The 16,005-nt window shown below is 55.7% G+C and carries 24 protein-coding genes; 7 read left to right on the top strand and 17 right to left on the bottom strand.

Features of this window, described 5'->3' with window-relative positions; genetic code table 11:
- Positions 1 to 155 precede the first annotated feature (155 nt).
- A complete protein-coding gene (locus FHW37_RS32790) occupies positions 156 to 479 on the top strand; it encodes a response regulator (protein ID WP_145643759.1) in 324 nt (107 codons plus the stop codon).
- A gap of 296 nt (positions 480 to 775) precedes the next feature.
- On the opposite strand, the gene FHW37_RS32785 is transcribed toward FHW37_RS32790, so the two are convergent.
- From FHW37_RS32785 to FHW37_RS32765, 5 genes are all read right to left on the bottom strand, one after another.
- Entirely contained in the window at positions 776 to 1,051 is a 276-nt protein-coding gene (locus tag FHW37_RS32785) for a hypothetical protein (protein ID WP_145643758.1), read from the bottom strand.
- Between the two features lie 10 nt (positions 1,052 to 1,061).
- Entirely contained in the window at positions 1,062 to 1,361 is a 300-nt protein-coding gene (locus FHW37_RS32780; RefSeq protein WP_145643757.1) for a DUF982 domain-containing protein, read from the bottom strand.
- A gap of 78 nt (positions 1,362 to 1,439) precedes the next feature.
- The gene (locus FHW37_RS32775) at positions 1,440 to 1,913 is read right to left on the bottom strand and encodes an Hsp20 family protein (protein WP_145643756.1); all 474 of its coding nucleotides are present in this window, start codon (positions 1,911 to 1,913) and stop codon (positions 1,440 to 1,442) included.
- Positions 1,914 to 2,159: 246 nt separating this feature from the next.
- Positions 2,160 to 2,450: a hypothetical protein gene (locus FHW37_RS32770; protein WP_145643755.1), complete on the bottom strand. Its 291-nt coding sequence runs from the start codon at positions 2,448 to 2,450 to the stop codon at positions 2,160 to 2,162.
- Between the two features lie 93 nt (positions 2,451 to 2,543).
- The gene (locus tag FHW37_RS32765; RefSeq protein ID WP_112821152.1) at positions 2,544 to 2,816 is read right to left on the bottom strand and encodes an usg protein; all 273 of its coding nucleotides are present in this window, start codon (positions 2,814 to 2,816) and stop codon (positions 2,544 to 2,546) included.
- 275 nt (positions 2,817 to 3,091) lie between these two features.
- On the opposite strand from FHW37_RS32765, the gene FHW37_RS32760 reads away from it, so the two are divergent.
- The 3 genes from FHW37_RS32760 to FHW37_RS32750 are packed head-to-tail and all read left to right on the top strand — an operon-like array spanning position 3,092 to position 5,374.
- Complete coding sequence (locus FHW37_RS32760; RefSeq protein ID WP_145643754.1) at positions 3,092 to 3,406, top strand: co-chaperone GroES; 315 nt, start codon at positions 3,092 to 3,094, stop codon at positions 3,404 to 3,406.
- A 52-nt stretch (positions 3,407 to 3,458) separates the two neighbouring features.
- The gene (gene groL / locus FHW37_RS32755) at positions 3,459 to 5,087 is read left to right on the top strand and encodes a chaperonin GroEL (protein WP_145643753.1); all 1,629 of its coding nucleotides are present in this window, start codon (positions 3,459 to 3,461) and stop codon (positions 5,085 to 5,087) included.
- 53 nt (positions 5,088 to 5,140) lie between these two features.
- Complete coding sequence (locus FHW37_RS32750; protein WP_145643752.1) at positions 5,141 to 5,374, top strand: hypothetical protein; 234 nt, start codon at positions 5,141 to 5,143, stop codon at positions 5,372 to 5,374.
- A 54-nt stretch (positions 5,375 to 5,428) separates the two neighbouring features.
- Here the strand turns inward: FHW37_RS32750 and FHW37_RS32745 are convergent, their stop codons facing one another.
- From FHW37_RS32745 to FHW37_RS34750, 4 genes are all read right to left on the bottom strand, one after another.
- Positions 5,429 to 5,836 (bottom strand): VOC family protein, encoded by a 408-nt coding sequence (locus FHW37_RS32745; RefSeq protein ID WP_145643769.1) that lies wholly within the window; start codon positions 5,834 to 5,836, stop codon positions 5,429 to 5,431.
- A 796-nt stretch (positions 5,837 to 6,632) separates the two neighbouring features.
- A complete protein-coding gene (locus FHW37_RS32740) occupies positions 6,633 to 6,827 on the bottom strand; it encodes a cold-shock protein (RefSeq protein WP_145643751.1) in 195 nt (64 codons plus the stop codon).
- Between the two features lie 134 nt (positions 6,828 to 6,961).
- Positions 6,962 to 7,219, bottom strand: a complete 258-nt coding sequence (locus FHW37_RS32735; protein ID WP_246691054.1) for a DUF982 domain-containing protein — start codon at positions 7,217 to 7,219, stop codon at positions 6,962 to 6,964.
- 471 nt (positions 7,220 to 7,690) lie between these two features.
- Complete coding sequence (locus FHW37_RS34750; RefSeq protein WP_145643749.1) at positions 7,691 to 8,353, bottom strand: BA14K family protein; 663 nt, start codon at positions 8,351 to 8,353, stop codon at positions 7,691 to 7,693.
- A gap of 343 nt (positions 8,354 to 8,696) precedes the next feature.
- Here FHW37_RS34750 and FHW37_RS32725 point away from each other — a divergent pair, with 343 nt between their 5' ends.
- Entirely contained in the window at positions 8,697 to 8,933 is a 237-nt protein-coding gene (locus tag FHW37_RS32725) for a hypothetical protein (RefSeq protein WP_145643748.1), read from the top strand.
- A gap of 123 nt (positions 8,934 to 9,056) precedes the next feature.
- Here the strand turns inward: FHW37_RS32725 and FHW37_RS32720 are convergent, their stop codons facing one another.
- The 5 genes from FHW37_RS32720 to FHW37_RS32700 form a co-directional block, all read right to left on the bottom strand.
- Positions 9,057 to 9,500 (bottom strand): GGDEF domain-containing protein, encoded by a 444-nt coding sequence (locus FHW37_RS32720; RefSeq protein ID WP_281407297.1) that lies wholly within the window; start codon positions 9,498 to 9,500, stop codon positions 9,057 to 9,059.
- A gap of 11 nt (positions 9,501 to 9,511) precedes the next feature.
- Positions 9,512 to 10,297, bottom strand: coding sequence for a PAS domain S-box protein (locus tag FHW37_RS32715; protein WP_186458523.1), 786 nt, complete (start codon positions 10,295 to 10,297; stop codon positions 9,512 to 9,514).
- A 143-nt stretch (positions 10,298 to 10,440) separates the two neighbouring features.
- Positions 10,441 to 10,737: a DUF982 domain-containing protein gene (locus FHW37_RS32710; protein ID WP_145643745.1), complete on the bottom strand. Its 297-nt coding sequence runs from the start codon at positions 10,735 to 10,737 to the stop codon at positions 10,441 to 10,443.
- A gap of 156 nt (positions 10,738 to 10,893) precedes the next feature.
- On the bottom strand, positions 10,894 to 11,361 hold the full coding sequence (locus FHW37_RS32705; RefSeq protein WP_145643744.1) for an Hsp20 family protein: 468 nt from the start codon (positions 11,359 to 11,361) through the stop codon (positions 10,894 to 10,896).
- A gap of 515 nt (positions 11,362 to 11,876) precedes the next feature.
- Entirely contained in the window at positions 11,877 to 12,440 is a 564-nt protein-coding gene (locus tag FHW37_RS32700) for a TetR/AcrR family transcriptional regulator (protein WP_145643743.1), read from the bottom strand.
- Positions 12,441 to 12,554: 114 nt separating this feature from the next.
- Here FHW37_RS32700 and FHW37_RS32695 point away from each other — a divergent pair, with 114 nt between their 5' ends.
- Together FHW37_RS32695 and FHW37_RS32690 are read left to right on the top strand one after the other, a co-directional pair.
- On the top strand, positions 12,555 to 13,070 hold the full coding sequence (locus FHW37_RS32695; protein ID WP_246691052.1) for an amidase family protein: 516 nt from the start codon (positions 12,555 to 12,557) through the stop codon (positions 13,068 to 13,070).
- Between the two features lie 193 nt (positions 13,071 to 13,263).
- A protein-coding gene (locus FHW37_RS32690) for an IS5 family transposase (protein ID WP_145643742.1) occupies positions 13,264 to 14,036 on the top strand; the annotation gives its coding sequence in 2 pieces (ribosomal slippage) (positions 13,264 to 13,584 and positions 13,587 to 14,036; 771 coding nt in all).
- Positions 14,037 to 14,219: 183 nt separating this feature from the next.
- Here the strand turns inward: FHW37_RS32690 and FHW37_RS32685 are convergent.
- The 3 genes from FHW37_RS32685 to FHW37_RS33880 form a co-directional block, all read right to left on the bottom strand.
- Positions 14,220 to 14,720, bottom strand: coding sequence for a cytochrome b (locus FHW37_RS32685; protein WP_145643741.1), 501 nt, complete (start codon positions 14,718 to 14,720; stop codon positions 14,220 to 14,222).
- 87 nt (positions 14,721 to 14,807) lie between these two features.
- Positions 14,808 to 15,233 carry a plastocyanin/azurin family copper-binding protein gene (locus FHW37_RS32680; RefSeq protein ID WP_145643740.1) on the bottom strand — a complete coding sequence of 142 codons (426 nt, stop codon included), beginning with the start codon at positions 15,231 to 15,233 and terminating at the stop codon, positions 14,808 to 14,810.
- A gap of 398 nt (positions 15,234 to 15,631) precedes the next feature.
- A partial coding sequence (locus FHW37_RS33880; RefSeq protein WP_186458521.1) for a hypothetical protein occupies positions 15,632 to 16,005 on the bottom strand: 374 nt, incomplete at its 5' end.

Genomic DNA, 16,005 nt, shown 5'->3' with positions numbered 1-16,005 from the left:
CATAAAAGTAACGCTACCCATAGCAACAGTGATGGTCGCCACAGGATTTTCCAGGACAGAGGCATAGCTATGTCAAATGACATACAGCTCGCGCTACATCTCGGGAGCATCCTCTTTAAAAGAAGCGAGCAGCAAATGCCACGGAGCCTGTAGTCGTGCTCGTTGTCGACGACGAGCCCCTTCTTCGGTTATCAATCTCCGCCGAGTTGGAGGATGAAGGGTTTGTTGTGTTGGAGGCAGGCTCCGCCGACGATGCGATAAGAATAATTGAACGACATCCTGAAGTTTCGCTTGTATTCACCGACGTGGATATGCCGGGCACGATGGACGGCATTCGGCTAGCCGGCTTCGTTCGAGACCGCTGGCCACCGATAAAGATCATTGTGACATCCGGTCACCGTTTCCCTGGAGCAGAGACGCTTCCAGAAGGCTCGCCCTTTAAGCCCAAGCCCTATGTATCCGATGAGGTGGTACGATGATCCGCACGATGTTGGCAGTCTGAACGTATGTGGGCACCACTGCTTTCTGCCGGACGGCGCCCAAGACATTGCCAGAAGTGACATCGCTCGATAAGGCTCCACCGAGCGTCAAAATTCCGGGAGCAAGATTCCCCCATCGACCCCGTATGCCCAGTAAGAACTACCTGCGTCTCGTGGAGCCGGCTTTCGGCACGCCACGGACAAGATAGCCTATCGATGACGAATCGGCGAAACGTCCCCGTTACTCGGCTTACATCGAGAGCACCCAAACGATGGGTTGCTCCCCAGCGTTCCGCTCAATAATGAGATCGGCGATCAAGTTCCCTTAACGCCGCCTGCACCTCGTCGATCGACACGGGACCGGGCGTTCCCGGCATGTGCCGCAGGGACGGCTGAGAATCCACCGCGTAAAGGTCGGATGCCCAAGCCGCAAGGATTACGCGACGATCATCGACCGAAAGGGACGGCGCGCCGACGACATCGATCGGTCGGCAGAGCCGAACACCGGGGACCAGAACGGCTGGTCCCATGGCCGCGGCTTGGTCGGCGGCCCGTTGTAGTTCGCTGTGCATGGCCGCCTCCTCACCGGATGTGCGGATCCCGATCTCGCCGCAGGCGAGACGCGGCGATGGCGCTCGTTTCCGGCGCCAGCAAATCGTGTTTCTCAGCGAATGCCGCAAACAGGCCACGTGCCGTCTCGGCCTCGATTTCGCCACGCAGTGCCGCACCACAAGCCTTCAATGCGACGGCGTGGGCATGGTCCCTCAACCGCACTGGCCATTCGCAAAGATGGCGATATGCATCCGTTGCGCTTCGCACCTCGGCCGGAAAGCCGAGGCCGACAAGGATGGTGACCGGTTCTCTAAACATGTCGGGTTTCATCGCTCTCTCCTTCCCAACCCGGAATGTTAACGGGCGCCACGGGAATGGCGCCCCTGACCTAGTGGATGAACTCAACGATCAAGCCGCCTTATGTGCTTCGATCTGAGCCGGAGCGGCCGGAGTTAGAGCAGGCGTGCTCTGGATCGAAATCTTCCTGGGCTTCAGGGCTTCCGGGATTTCACGAACAAGATCGATGGACAGGAGACCATTGCCCAGATCCGCGCCGTTCACCCGCACATGGTCAGCAAGCTCGAACCGGTGTTCGAACGGACGACCTGCGATGCCGCGATGCAGGTAGGCATCCGCAGGCGTCTCCTGCTTCTTGCCAGTGACAGTCAGCAGGTTGGACTGGAAAGTGATGTCAAGATCGTCCTGGGCAAACCCTGCCACTGCGATCGAGATCCGGTAGCTGTCGTCGCCTGTCTTGACGATGTCATAGGGCGGCCAATCGCTGATCGAGCGGGCGCGCTGGGCGTTTTCGAGAAGATTGAAGACCCGATCGAATCCGACGCTCGAACGGAAAAGCGGTGCGTAGTCGTAAGATGTTGCCATAGCCATATCCTCCTTGAAGCAACATGGGTACAGAAGCGCCGAAAGACGGCGCTTCCAGCAAGGCCAGCTCTATGTTCAGCAGCTGGCGAAAAACGATTTGGTTTTTGAGAGTTCTGGATTCAAGATCCGCGGCGCGAAAAATTTTGCCTCAAGTCGGCTCAGCTGCTTTCAATGTTTTCGCTCGCATTCTCGCGGGGGATTTCCGGGCCTAGACCACGGCCCGAGACCACGTCTGCCTCATCATCCTTAGTGAACAGACCGACTGATAACCCGATGGGGATACGCAGCCTTGAATTGTGCCATCATCGCGCTGGCCTGCTGGAGGACACGTTCTGTGTTTTCAGGATTATCACGAGCAGGTTCGTCGGCATCGACCCGCATCGCTTCCGCCATGCTGGCCGACATCATGGCAAAGCGACCTTCGCCATAAACCAGTGCGTCCTGCGACGCTGCTTCAAGCCATCGGGCGAAATCGACGATGATCTCTTCGCGTTCATCGATACCAGCGCTCTTGATGATATTGATATTCTCTTCCATGAAGGTGTCACTCCATACGCAATCGGCTCTCACACCGAGGTCAACGCCTCGGCGGTCGATCAGCTAGGAAGCGGAAAAATCAAACTCAAGAGTTCATTGAAGCTTGAACTCGCCCTCGACACGGCGCCATTCATTTGGACCGATCAGGCGCTGGTGTGTATAGCGGACGGAGTGCAGCGGTCCGTCGAGGCTGTCGCGCCAGAAGTCCAGAAATTTGCGCATTTCTGGAAAGTCTGGTGCGAGATCGTAGTCCTGCCAAACGTAGGTTTGCAGGACAGATTCGTAATCGGGAATGCGATATAGGATATGCGCGGTGGTGAGACCGTAGCCGTTGAGTTGACGCTCCAGATCCGACGAGAATTGCATGCTTCATCTCCGTTTCGTGACACTGCCAAAGGTGGCGTAAAATAGCGTAGGCAGCAACGATTTTTTGAACCATCAAGTCGCTTTCTTGTTCCTTTCCAGTATGTTAGCAGCCGTTAGCGTTGAGTGCTAATTTTTCTTGCCGACCCTCTTGAAATCGAAAAATCTCGAAAATAGATTTTGCACGCGAACGCTCAGACGAGGTTCGCACCCGTCCGGATTGGTCACCCGGTCCGGCAGGGATTTTGCGTCATCTTTTTTGTCCAATGGAGGAAAACATGTCGTTCCGACCACTTCACGATCGCATTCTCGTTCGCCGGGTCGAATCCCAGGAAAAGACCAAAGGCGGCATCATTATTCCGGATACCGCCAAGGAAAAGCCTTCCGAGGGCGAGGTCGTCGCCGTCGGTCCTGGCGCGCGCAACGAAGCCGGTCAGGTCCAGGCGCTCGACGTCAAGGCGGGCGACCGCATTCTGTTTGGCAAATGGTCAGGCACCGAAATCAAGATCAATGGCGAAGACCTGTTGATCATGAAGGAAAGCGACGTCCTGGGCATTATCGAAGCCCAGGCCGAGCAGAAGCAGGCTGCGTAATCACGCATTACCGCCCATCAGTCAAAAAGCTGCCTATTGAAGGAGTGAACAAATGGCTGCGAAAGAAGTCAAATTCAACACCGATGCCCGTGAACGCATGCTGCGTGGCGTCGATGTTCTCGCCAATGCGGTAAAAGTTACGCTTGGTCCCAAGGGCCGCAACGTCGTCATCGACAAGTCGTTCGGCGCGCCACGCATCACCAAGGACGGCGTCTCCGTCGCCAAGGAAATCGAACTGGAAGACAAGTTCGAGAACATGGGCGCACAGATGCTGCGCGAAGTGGCATCGAAGACCAACGATCTCGCCGGCGACGGCACCACCACGGCAACTGTGCTTGCCCAGGCAATCGTTAAGGAAGGCGCCAAGGCGGTTGCGTCGGGAATGAACCCGATGGACCTGAAGCGCGGCATCGATATCGCCGTGGATGCAGTCGTGAAAGAGCTGAAGGCGAACGCCCGCAAGATCACCAGCAATTCGGAGATTGCCCAGGTCGGAACCATATCGGCCAACGGCGACGAGGAGATCGGCAAGTATCTGGCCGAAGCGATGGAGAAGGTCGGCAACGAAGGTGTCATTACCGTCGAGGAAGCCAAAACCGCCGAGACCGAGCTGGAAGTCGTCGAAGGTATGCAGTTCGACCGGGGTTATCTGTCGCCCTACTTCGTGACCAATCAGGACAAGATGCGGGTTGAGCTCGAAGAGCCTTATATCCTCATCCATGAGAAGAAGCTCTCCAACCTTCAGTCGTTGCTGCCGGTGCTGGAAGCCGTGGTGAAGTCGGGCAAGCCTCTGCTGATCATCGCCGAGGATGTCGAAGGCGAAGCCCTCGCAACACTCGTCGTCAACAAGCTGCGTGGCGGCCTGAAGATCGCTGCTGTCAAGGCTCCGGGCTTCGGCGATCGCCGCAAGGCTATGCTCGAAGACATCGCCATCCTCACGGGTGGAACTGTCATCTCCGAAGACGTCGGTATCAAGCTGGAAAACGTCACGCTGAACATGCTCGGCCGCGCCAAGAAGGTGGCGATCGAGAAGGAGAACACGACGATCATCGACGGCGTCGGTTCCAAGGCCGAGATCGAGGGACGTGTCGCCCAGATCCGCGCACAGATCGAGGAAACCACCTCCGACTACGACCGCGAGAAGCTGCAGGAGCGGCTTGCCAAGCTCGCGGGCGGTGTCGCCGTCATCCGCGTCGGCGGCTCTACCGAAGTCGAGGTGAAAGAGAAGAAGGACCGCGTCGATGACGCACTGCATGCGACCCGTGCTGCCGTTGAGGAAGGCATCCTCCCGGGCGGCGGTGTTGCACTGCTTCGCGCCGTGAAGGCACTCAACGGTCTGCCGACTGCCAACGACGATCAGCGGGTCGGTATCGATATCGTCCGCCGAGCGATCGAGGCACCCATCCGCCAGATTGCCGAAAACGCCGGCGCCGAGGGCTCGATCGTGGTCGGAAAGCTTCGCGAAAAGACCGACCTGTCGTTCGGATGGAACGCGCAGACCGGCGAGTACGGCGATCTTTATGCCCAGGGCGTGATCGACCCGGCCAAGGTCGTTCGCACCGCCCTGCAGGATGCGGCCTCTGTTGCCGGCCTCCTGGTGACAACGGAAGCGATGATCGCCGAAACGCCGAAGAAGGACGCCGCCCCCGCCCTCCCCGCTGGCCCGGGCATGGACTTTTAAATAAGCTGTGGCCTGCCCCATTCGTGGGGTGGGCCATCTTGGGGAGATAAAGAGTGCCAGCACCGATCTCGAAAGAAGATGCGCGCTTTTGTGCGAGTGTGGTCAAGGAGGTCGCGCGCGCTCAGGGCGTCGTGCGGGATCCGGCCGCGATCGGCAGGCTGACCGCAGCGGTCGCAAAGCTTTATAACAGAGGCGTGCACGATCGCGACGAGCTCCAAGCGGCGGCCGTACGATCTATTCAGACAGAACCAGATATTCCATTGAAGCCTGACGAGAAAACGATTTGAGGTGTCTGCTCCCCGGGCATATGCACCGGAGCGAAATGAGCTAATGCCACCATCCTAAGATCTTTTCACAACGACAGATTCTGAACTTCGAAAATTGGGCACGTCGCAGACAGCCTCGATATTATTTCCATCTGGATCCAGCACAAAGGCCGCGTAATATCTATCATGGCAAGGCCTTAGGCCAGGCGCTCCGTTCGACCTGCCCCCGGCTCGTAGGGCGAGCCGGTGAAATGCGTCGACGTCATCTTGCGACCGAGCCTGAAAAGCGAGATGAATTCGAGATACGTACTCATCGGCGGCATCGACATAGATCTCGTCGATGATGAAATGATCAGCCGAATTCTGGAAAACGTCTTCTAGATGGAGCGCGTCACAGACGGCTCGATAAAACCACCGGCTCCTTTCGAGATCTGATACACGAAGATGAACATGATCAATCACGCGGCCTAAATGATACATTATCGTGCCCTGAAGCCATGGATGAGGCGTTCAGCGCGCTCATAAATCCACTATGGAAAGCCTGGGTCATGCTAAAGTTCCTTCAGGGCGGTCTGGATCGCTTTGACTGGACGGAAATGGTTGGACCGACTATCGCGAAATTTTACGATTGCTATCACATGCCAGGAGATATTGGTCGTCGTTGGAGGCCGGGTAAACAAGCTCAACGCTCGCCGGCCTTTGAAGATAGTGACAAGAGCTGGAACCGACCATCTTCAAATTCGTTTAGTGCACAAGTTCGCTGAGCAGCATCCAACTGGATAGGCTACCTTCCGCCAAGCTCAGTCTAGGAAGGCTAAACACCCGCAAGCCAATGCGGGTGTTTTTGCTTTTTTCCTGCCTCACGTGGCTCCTACCGCTCCGCGCGTTGAAAGGGAGGAGGCGTTCAAGGAAATGACGCTCGCAGGCGGGATATATTTCGCCATTGAATGCGGGAAAGAGAAAATCCTAGACGTCTGCGGCACTTGGTACGGCCGACTGAGGAAGCCGAAACTGCTGCTAAGTCGTCCTGCTCTTTCTCCAGGCGCGATTCACGCAGCCGCGGCGTTACGGGCCTAAACTAGCGATTTCAGTTCATTGACCGAGACGTCTTGGGCAACGAGCTCAATCGGGGTTCTGCAAAAAGCGATCTCCGCCTGCTCGCAGGATTTGCTGTAAGTCGATGTTGCTTCCAAAGGATATTTGGTTATGCAAAAAAGGCCAGGCGATGTGCCTGACCTTGATAAAGCAAATGCTTTCGGCAGTGCCGGTACATCCATGGTCAAAGGAAAGCATAGACCGAATTAAGCAGCCTGGAGTTGCAGGCCGAGATTTTGCCCGACTTGTTGTCGCGCTCAAGCTCCAAGCCGATCTTGTGGCCTTCAATTGCTTCGGGCATTCCAGCGCGTTCGACGGCCGAGATGTGGACGAAAGCGTCAGCGCCGCCGTTGTCGGCTGAATGAAGGGCATTTCGCATTCCCCTTCTTCCGGTATGAGACACGGGCCAAGGAAGTATTCGCTAAAGAACAGACTGAACGATCGTCCGCACTACAATCAGCCGCGCGTTAAATAACTGACCGCACGTGCAAGCGAGGCAGACGCTCTTCAATTTCAGTTGCGCAGGATGCCTGCTGACTTGGCAGCCGCTGTGAAAGCGGCAACCGCTGTGGTCGTAGATGTTGTTCCCTCCAACGCGCCGATGCAGGCGCGCCGTGCTTGCGAAAAGTCTTTTCCGCCTCTTTGTGGCCAACACGTCATCAGGCACTCGACCGCCTCTCGACTGTTACGGACCACTCGGAAGTGGTCACCACAATCAATAGTCACTTCGATTGGGCGGTCCCAGACGTCGTCAGTCACGTGCAACTCCATTTCTTTTGCGCTCGGACAATGAAATTCCGGGGACAGTGTTCCCGCGGGATACTATGGTCCGATTTCCCAGCCAGCGCATTGCCAAGGGAAAGCATGAACAATCGGGGGTGGTAGACACTTTTCTGCTCGCTCAACTGCTGGACTTTCGAGAGCAACAGCGAAACCCTGCCAGCCATGCTAGAAATGCAGATGAGTCCTTCGAGGTACTGAAGGGACAGTTCCCCATATCCATACCCGTCTTCGCTGCGACTGTGCCTGCTTTGAATGCCGAGAGCAGTTGTTTCTCGTCAAGCTTTTCGTTCTGGTCTTTTACCTCTTGGAACAAAAATTCTTTAAAAACATCATGGCACCTATCTGCGAGCACCGGTCCAAACCCTCACTGATCAAAGAAGTGGACGGAATATCGCGCTCGCGACTGAACGCTGGCTGAACATTCAGGTGTAACCTGAAGTGTCATATGGCGGCGAGTTCTTAGAACTGGACAGCTGAAGCATCCGCTAAGGCTTTTGTCGTGTTGCTAGCAGACAGCGAACTCGGCCCCGTACATTTCCTCCGACCACCCGAAAATGGCTGGTAAGTATCATCCTCAATACGATAGGAGCTGTAGCGCTCCATGCACCACTGAGCATGCGAAACGCTTCCATTTGCTGCTAATGGATCTTCTTGCTCACTTGCTGCTGTGAGGATTCCGACAGGTGGGTTGCATAGCCGTCGCGATCCCCCGCTGTAGGGTTGATAGGTATTATCGGATGGGTCGTAGGACCTATAGCGCGTGCTGCACCATTTCTGAGCCCTTGCCGCAGCTTGGACATGCAGAGGATTTACCTTTGGCGCCGCGATATTATCTTGGAACGTATCAATCTTAGTGTCATCGCTCGACGACAGGCTGGAACCCTGCGTCGTACTTGTTTCGGCAACCAAAGTGTCTTCCGAAATAGTGGCCGGCAGTCGTTCATATGCTTGTTGAAGGGGATTTACCCGCCTCACGTCAGAGCTCCAAAGGGGCTCTGACGTGAGATCGGAGAATTGATGCGGCCGGCTTGGCTCAGAAAGACTTGAGGCAAGTTTCAAACCACCAATGCCGATCGGAAAGAGGCAGGAAACGAGCACTAGACTGGTAAGCAATTGCCGCATGAGACATAAACCTAATAGTTTTTGCCTCTGGAAATACGGTAGCGTAGAGTTGGTTCCTCAGCCAAAAGTCTGAAAGTCAGGGGTGTCGGAAAATTTATGCTGCGGTGAGAGAAGTACGCCACGCGGACGATGGTGTATTCCTATCTTTGGCCGCCGAAGTAAGAGAGAGCACGATATTTGGAGCGACAGCCCACAAGGGTCTTGCTGTCGAACCAATACGAGTGCGCGACACGTTTATTACCGCCGCGCTGAGACGGACAAGCTCGGCCTCAGTTTCATTCCGTCTTGCAACCTCGGAGGCTCATCATATTATCAGCCAAGAGCCAACATTTTCTGTGACGCAATGAACCAGCATCAGCCGCTATCCGAACGCTCAGAACTCTCCGGCCGCTATACTGAAGGTGGCATAACCGTCGTCGTGGAAATCTTTCGCCCTTCAGGCAGTGACGATTGGCGGATGGAAGTGACTAGCCTGGAAGATCAGCTCACCGACTGGAATGAATCTTTCGCTTCTGCCACTGAGGCATGGGAAGAGTTCATCTACGTCGTCAATACGGAGGGACTTGCGGTCTTCCTATAAACGCTTTCAACATCACCGGAGATGCAGATTGGCGATCGACAGCGACTGCCCGTGACACAATTGAACCAGCCTCCTCCGGAAACTGGGCCGATTGAAAATCTAAGTGCCGATGCTTGATCTTACTCAACTCGCTGTCCGGGATGTCGACTGAAATTTGACGGCATCCTTACCAAACGCCTTTGCATCGTAAAGAAGCGCGTCGGCCTCCTTAAGAAGCTCAGACATATCACGCTTCTCACCCGTCCAGACTCCGCCGATGCTCGCGCGCACATCGGCGATTTCATCGGCAATTGCGATGGGTTCCCTCATCCGCGCAAGGATCCGTTCAGCTGCCGCCTCCCCCCTGGACTGATCGCCCGCGACGACCACCACAAATTCGTCCCCGCCTGTGCGTGCGACAAGATCGGTTTCTCTGACGGCGGAGGTCAAGCGCGCAGAAGTCGTTTGCAGGACAACATCCCCCATCGCATGGCCATGAGCATCGTTCACGTCCTTGAACCCATCGAGGTCGAGCGCTAGGACAGCGAAGCCATCGGCAGATTGCAAAGCCGTGAATTCAATCAACAGCCCACGCCGGTTCAGCAGCCAGTCAACGCGTCCGTCCGTGCTGTCTCCTCCAGCATCTCGATGCGGCGTCGATCTTTGGTAAAGTCGATTGCCATTCCCACGATCTTGACTGGACGACCGTCGCTGTCGCGCAAAAGCCGCCGATCACAACGCATCCAGCGTTCGCCCTGAACTGTGTCGAGACGATACTCGGCAACATTCTGATCGAGCTTTCCGGCAATCAGTGGCGTCAGATCAGCTTGGGCGCCGTCGTTCACGTTGACCTGGTTGACGTAGCGCTCAAGGTTGAGCCGCGCAGCAGTCGGCCCACCGATGAACTGAGCCAGTCGATCCGAAGTCTCGAATTTGCTTATGAGGATATCCATTTGCCAAAAGCCGCCACGGACAGCTTTAAGCGCCAGCTCAAGCTGCGCTGCCCGCTCGGCGAGCTGGCGCTCATGAGTCTTGTGGGTCGTGATGTCCTCGATCTGCAATATGAAGCGTACCACTCGACCGTCAGCATCGCGCATAGCGGCCACGTGGATCAGGACGTGGACAATCTCTCCGAAAGGCCGCAGGTAACGCTTCTCGATCGTGTAGCCGTCCCGCCTTCCCTGCAGCACCTGCTTGAATAGGATCAGGTCCGCCTCGATATCCTCTGGATGGGTGAAGTCCCTGAAATGCGCCCCGAGCACCTTCTCCAGAGGAAGCGATAAAAGCTTGGTGAAAGCCGCATTACCGCGAATGATGCGCCCCTCCAGATCGACGAGGGCGATCCCGATCGGAGCATTCTCAAAGGCAAAGTCGAAAAGCGCCAAGCGAGTTTCAGGATCATCGGCCGTGTATGGTTCCGCTACCATCTTTCCTACAAACACAAGAGCTTTACCGCGATAGGTGTGTTTTAGGGGATGGTAATCAAGGTGCCGGTTTAATCCCGACACCAAGAAGCTAAGCCGGCAACCTACATTCCGCCGATCTTAACGGAAGTGTCACGCCGGAGATGCGGTGGGGCATCTTCGAGTTCGGCAAGTTTGTCATTCTGCCTCAGAAACACTCGAAAGTTCTCGCGGACCGCGTCGATTGGCCAGCGACCGTTTGCAGCCTCTCGGCAGTAACGGATAAGCGTCTCATAGACAAGGTTGCGCTTCTCCTGCGGCCACTCGTCGAGGAAATCGAACACGTCATCCAGCCCGGTGATTTCCTGCACGAAATACCGGCGCTGCGCGTAGATTGGTTTGTCGAACAGAGCGAGTAACATTGGAACCTCCTTCTTTGCTCTGCATGAAAGGGGAAAGCCGGCCCCGATGAGGCCGGCCGAGCTACAGGTGATACGAAACATTCTAGTCGAACGTCACGCGATCATGATCTTTCCGGGTTGGCCGGCGAATACCCTCGCCGCCTGCCGAGTTCATGCTCAGGCAACCTGACGGTCAGTTTCCAAACGAAGCGGTTCGTTAGCCGGTGCAACGCCGATTTCGATCTTACGGGGCTTCATCGCTTCCGGCACCTCGCGCTTCAGAGCAATTGTCAGCAGGCCGTGCCTGAGATCAGCACCCTCTACCCTGACATGATCCGCTAGCTCGAACTTCCGCTCGAACGAACGACCAGCGATGCCGCGGTGGAGGCACTCGCCCTGGAGCTCCTCGGCTTTACCGCCTTTGATCACCAGGACGTTGCGCTCCTGGGTGATATCCAGATCGCCCTCGCCGAAGCCGGCCACGGCCATGGTGATGCGATAGTCGTCCTCGCCGGTCTTGACGATGTCGTAGGCGGGCCAGGTATCAATGGCATTCAGGCGCTGCGTATTGTTCAACAAGTTGAACACACGGTCAAAGCCAATGCTCGAGCGGTACAGCGGGGCAAAATCCAGTTCAGTTCTCATAACCATATCCTCCGTAAAGCAACATGGAAGGGAGCGGTTCATCCGCTTCCTCGGTCAACCGACCCCCTCATTGGGCCGTCGGCGCCGATCGATTTGGTTTTTCGGATTTCTCCGTTCAAGACCTCATCGGAAAATTTTTCCGGCAAATTTGACGGCTCTTGTTCGTCGCAAATCTCATCCTATTTCGATGCCCAATCCTCGACTTGGGAGCATCGAGATGGACGACTCAGCAATTCACACGTATTCAGACGCAGACTTGGAAATCTTATCGCCGGAGCAAACCACTGAAGGCGAAATGTCCATCTGCGCTTGTTGTTGTCGCCAGCGCCTACGCTCAATGATGGACGAAGATGGCTGCGGCATTTGCGATGAATGTCTAGCGCCTTGACGACCCCAGGAAAAAACCAATGCTAAACCTCCGGCGTCCGCCTGTGACCGTGGAAGAAATGAAACGGCATGGCTAGTATCGCCGATTGGCTTGAAGATCGAGTAGCTTCACCCGATTAGGTGAAATATCAACCTGGCATCAAGCCCGCCTCTTGAAAGCTGTCGATCATGGTATCGAAGAGCGAAATGTCGGAACGGCTGCGGGCCAGGAGCTGGGCTCCCGCGACAGCGGCGAAGATTGATCTCGCCTGCGCTTCGCTTCCCTTCTCATCCGTCAGGCCGGCGTCGACGAGCCGATCCGCAAGCCAGCCGATATTGACGTCGGCGAAAGTCTGGACCTGTTGGCGGACCTGCTCCGGGAGATCATCGTACTCTGCGCCGAGGAAGCTGCCGAGGCACAAGCGATTGCCATTCTCCAGCGACATCCGGAACGTCTCCGGATACTTTTTCAAAGCAGCCTTCGGATCGCCATTGGCAGCCGCGACCTCTTCAAGCCACGCCTTCGTGTCTTGCCAGTAACGCTCGGCGATCGCTGCGGCGAGATCCGCCTTGCTCGGAAAGTGGTGGTAGATGCTAGCGGCCTTGATGCCAACTTCGGCTGCGAGCTCGCGCATGTTGAGGCCACCATAACCGTGCGATTGGGCACTTAGGCGTCCGGCCGCGAGAATGGCTTCTCTTGCATTTCCGCTCATACGTATGTTCCTTCGCCTTCGTCCTCGCCTAACAAATGTTAGATAGGGGTTGACGGCAAGATTGTAAAGGGCTAGCTCTTCATTGCCTACCAACTGTTAGTTAGCGAGAACACCATGAGCAATGAACTAATCTATTCCGACGCCACAAGACTTGCCGAACTCATCCGCCGCAAGGAGATATCTCCCGTCGAGTTGGTACAGGCCCATCTCGACCGCATCGAAGCGATCGGTCCCAAGGTCAATGCGATCGTCGCGGTGGCGAAGGGGGCGCTGGAGGAAGCCCGAAGAGCGGAAGCCGCAGTCCTGGCCAGCGAAGAACTCGGTGCGCTGCATGGCGCGCCGTTCACTGTCAAGGATTCCATCGATACCGAAGGCGTGATGACGCAGCGCGGCTCGCCAATCTTCAAGGGCCGTTTGCCGGACCGCGATGCGACGAGCGTCGCGCGCCTGAAGAAGGCGGGCGGCTGTCAATTATCGCGAGGCTTTGACCCACATTTCCATTTTTCTGTGATCCACACGAACTCAAAAAAGATGTTTATGGTCAACGACGTATACCGGATTAGGTGGGACGATGCGAAACGGAAAAATGGAACAAATCCTGCTGAAACTCAACACTTCAATGCTGACTAGCCTCGCGATTGATGTCGGCGGTAGCGTCTCCCGAACCGGGCTCCATTTCCATCGCGTTGAAAGGACACGAACATACGACCATGCAACATTGAATGAAATCCAATCGTTCAACCTTTAGGCTAGGCAGTGTCCCCATAAACGGGGTTCATCTCATTGGCTGCGTGTGATTCAATCTCCTTAAAAGGAGCTTGCCATGCGCCGTCACGAATTTAGCGACGAAGAATGGGCTATCATCGCACCTCTCTTGCCGAACAATAGCCGTGGAATTGAACGCGTCGACGACCGCCGGGTGATCAACGGCATCCTGTGGCGTTTCAGGACTGGTTCATCCTGGCGAGATGTGCCGGAGCGTTATGGTCCACGTACGACGCTTTACAATCGGTTCTCCCGTTGGCGCAAGGCGGGCGTATGGGATCGTCTTCTGGACGCCGTTTCAAAGCGTTACGATGGAGACATCGTGATGATCGACAGTTCTTGTGTTCGCGTTCACCAGCATGGTGCCAACGCTAAAAAGGGGGCGCTGCCGATCCTTGCATGGGACGTTCTCGCGGCGGCCTGACGACAAAAATCCATGCTCTTGTCGATGCAGATGGATTGCCGGTTCGGCTGGAACTCACCGCCGGCCAAGCCGCCGATGCACCGATGGCTGAGAAGCTGTTGAGCGAACTACAGCCCGGCGCGACGATCCTTGCCGACAAGGCATACGACACCGACGCAATTCGTAACTTTGCCAAGCAACGCAAATGCTGGGCGAACATACCTACAAAGGCCAATCGAAAGCAGACATTCAGCTTCAGCCGCTGTGTCTACCGTCAGCGCAATCTTGTGGAACGGTTCTTCAATCGTATCAAGCAAATGCGGGGCCTTGCGACGCGATACGACCGGCGTGCAGACAACTATCTCGCCGCCCTCAAGCTCGCAGCCGCAAGGATATGGATCGCATCAGCTAATGAGTCCGCATCCTAGCAATCCTTGCCCCCGCGCCTCCAGTCCTTGGAAGAAACGGGTAAGAAGGTGTAACATCGGATTGTTGGTTTCCGCAGAAACCCAAAAGCTAATTGGTCATCGTAGTCCTGACGGACAATGCGATTGCGCCCTCACCACTGGCTAGTCGAGTGGCATCGACATTGATCCCTTCCAGCGAGCCGTTTAACCAACTATCATTTTCCGCAGCACATCTGTTTTCCAATAGAATTGGTGAGCAAGCGCGCCCAGCACGTGACCGCCAATCAGCACCCAGAGAATGACCTTCAGGATATCGGCGTGTAGATCCCCTGCACCGCCGTAGCCAAGGTAATATACGGCCATACCGGTCAAAGGCATTGCGAGCAGCAACACGTAGAGCGCGGCATGGGCAACTTTGGCAGCCGTGCGGAAAATTGCCGGCTCCTGTGGCGGGGCTGCCGCGACGCCGCGGATGAAGCGAATGATCAGCCGAAGGACGACAAGAACGAGAATGGCGATGCCGACATAGGCGTGAATATTTGCGCTCGTCACCTGATCTGCGGACGCCGCGCCGGTTCGCTTGATACTCCTGTTCCATTCACTCATGCCATCCGGAAGCAAGAGGTTGAATAAGACTAGTGCGGCGGTAAGCCAGTGCAGGATACGTTGAGGCAGGGAAAAGGACAGCGGGGCAGATCGGAACACAAGTACACCTATTCATCCGATGTGAAGGCTCTCGGACATCGCATGTGACGATCTCCGAGAGAAGGAAGTGCCAAAAGCTAGATCGGGTCACTGCGTGACCGTCAGCATGGCATGCATACCGGCTTCATAATGGCCCTTGATGTTGCACAGAAGGGCATACGATCCGGGAGCAAGCTTGGCTTTCAACTGTCCGTCCGCACCAGGTTTGAGTTCGGAAACTTCGCCCATGCTGTTAAGGGTTTTTTCATCGACGCGGTGCTTGGACTTGACCACTAAGATCGCCTGGTCGGCTGACTTCAGCTTCACGAGCACCATTTCGTGCTCTTCGCTCATCGCGTCGTTGTGGACCAGAAATGTGGTTTCACCGGCCTTTATGGTCGATTGGTCCAGCGTCAGTGTCATGGGGCCACCGCCCTCACCTCCCTCGACAACCTTGATGGTAGAGGCAGCAAACACCGGTGTGGCAATTGAGAGCACAGCAACTGCGGCAACAAACTTATGGAAGACGCGCATCGAACCCACCCTTTGATTGTCAATAATATCGAGGTTCTAGACAATGATACTGACAGTCGCCTGAACGTGCTATCGGCCAATCCCATATCGGTCGACCCATTGCTTATTAGAACGGTTCCAAGCTATCTCAGGCAACCACGCCTTTCTTTTGGTGCGTTGTCGCCTGTCTATTGAGGTAAATTTATGAGTAGTGAGCTCTCGAAAACCGACAGGGTCCAACAAGCACTCGACAATGCCTCGGAGAAGAAACGCGATAAGCTGCTGAGACATGGAACGCGTCCGCGAACTCCATCAATGCTCACCGAACCGAATAATAATGACGCCGTGAGTAAGAAAAAGCGCAGGACTGCGACATCCCCCGCTGCGTAGACATGTCGGACCACCAACGACCGAAATATTCAGAAAAGGTTGTTTTGGTATACTAGAAAGAGAATGGCGAATGTAGTGGCGCCAATTGCCGGCAGGCCAAAGGTCAGCAGCGGTGAGGTCCGGCTCCGGCGAAAGACCGCAACCCCCAGAACGCAGAGAGACCAGATGAATGTGATAATAATAAGCAGCCAGGAATAAACGAACGGTCCCAGGTCGTAGCCCCCACCGCCGATTGATGGGCCATTGTTTATATCCCATTGGGCCACGACCAGCGAGAATACGGGTATCGCGAGGATCGCAAGCCATACTGGAGTGCTCCCCGTTTCACCGGACAGGTCGGCTAGATTGATTTTGCCCTGATGAACTGCCGAGGGGAAGCCATCTTGAGCGCTGAATGTGGATG

The organism is Neorhizobium alkalisoli (assembly GCF_007829835.1).
Lineage (GTDB): Bacteria > Pseudomonadota > Alphaproteobacteria > Rhizobiales > Rhizobiaceae > Neorhizobium.
This window is presented reverse-complemented; position numbering and strand designations above follow the sequence as displayed.

What these genes read in the sequence shown, in the direction of transcription:
- FHW37_RS32705 (WP_145643744.1), bottom strand. Translation starts at nt 11,361, where the DNA reads ATGAGAACTGAACTGGATTTTGCCCCGCTGTACCGCTCGAGCATTGGC.
- FHW37_RS32740 (WP_145643751.1), bottom strand. Translation starts at nt 6,827, where the DNA reads ATGCGAAATGCCCTTCATTCAGCCGACAACGGCGGCGCTGACGCTTTC.
- FHW37_RS32780 (WP_145643757.1), bottom strand. Translation starts at nt 1,361, where the DNA reads ATGAAACCCGACATGTTTAGAGAACCGGTCACCATCCTTGTCGGCCTC.
- FHW37_RS32785 (WP_145643758.1), bottom strand. Translation starts at nt 1,051, where the DNA reads ATGCACAGCGAACTACAACGGGCCGCCGACCAAGCCGCGGCCATGGGA.
- FHW37_RS32710 (WP_145643745.1), bottom strand. Translation starts at nt 10,737, where the DNA reads ATGTTACTCGCTCTGTTCGACAAACCAATCTACGCGCAGCGCCGGTAT.
- FHW37_RS32770 (WP_145643755.1), bottom strand. Translation starts at nt 2,450, where the DNA reads ATGGAAGAGAATATCAATATCATCAAGAGCGCTGGTATCGATGAACGC.
- groL (WP_145643753.1), top strand. Translation starts at nt 3,459, where the DNA reads ATGGCTGCGAAAGAAGTCAAATTCAACACCGATGCCCGTGAACGCATG.
- FHW37_RS32735 (WP_246691054.1), bottom strand. Translation starts at nt 7,219, where the DNA reads ATGGAGTTGCACGTGACTGACGACGTCTGGGACCGCCCAATCGAAGTG.
- FHW37_RS34750 (WP_145643749.1), bottom strand. Translation starts at nt 8,353, where the DNA reads ATGCGGCAATTGCTTACCAGTCTAGTGCTCGTTTCCTGCCTCTTTCCG.
- FHW37_RS32760 (WP_145643754.1), top strand. Translation starts at nt 3,092, where the DNA reads ATGTCGTTCCGACCACTTCACGATCGCATTCTCGTTCGCCGGGTCGAA.
- FHW37_RS32695 (WP_246691052.1), top strand. Translation starts at nt 12,555, where the DNA reads ATGAGCAATGAACTAATCTATTCCGACGCCACAAGACTTGCCGAACTC.
- FHW37_RS32680 (WP_145643740.1), bottom strand. Translation starts at nt 15,233, where the DNA reads ATGCGCGTCTTCCATAAGTTTGTTGCCGCAGTTGCTGTGCTCTCAATT.
- FHW37_RS32775 (WP_145643756.1), bottom strand. Translation starts at nt 1,913, where the DNA reads ATGGCAACATCTTACGACTACGCACCGCTTTTCCGTTCGAGCGTCGGA.
- FHW37_RS32725 (WP_145643748.1), top strand. Translation starts at nt 8,697, where the DNA reads ATGAACCAGCATCAGCCGCTATCCGAACGCTCAGAACTCTCCGGCCGC.
- FHW37_RS32765 (WP_112821152.1), bottom strand. Translation starts at nt 2,816, where the DNA reads ATGCAATTCTCGTCGGATCTGGAGCGTCAACTCAACGGCTACGGTCTC.
- FHW37_RS32700 (WP_145643743.1), bottom strand. Translation starts at nt 12,440, where the DNA reads ATGAGCGGAAATGCAAGAGAAGCCATTCTCGCGGCCGGACGCCTAAGT.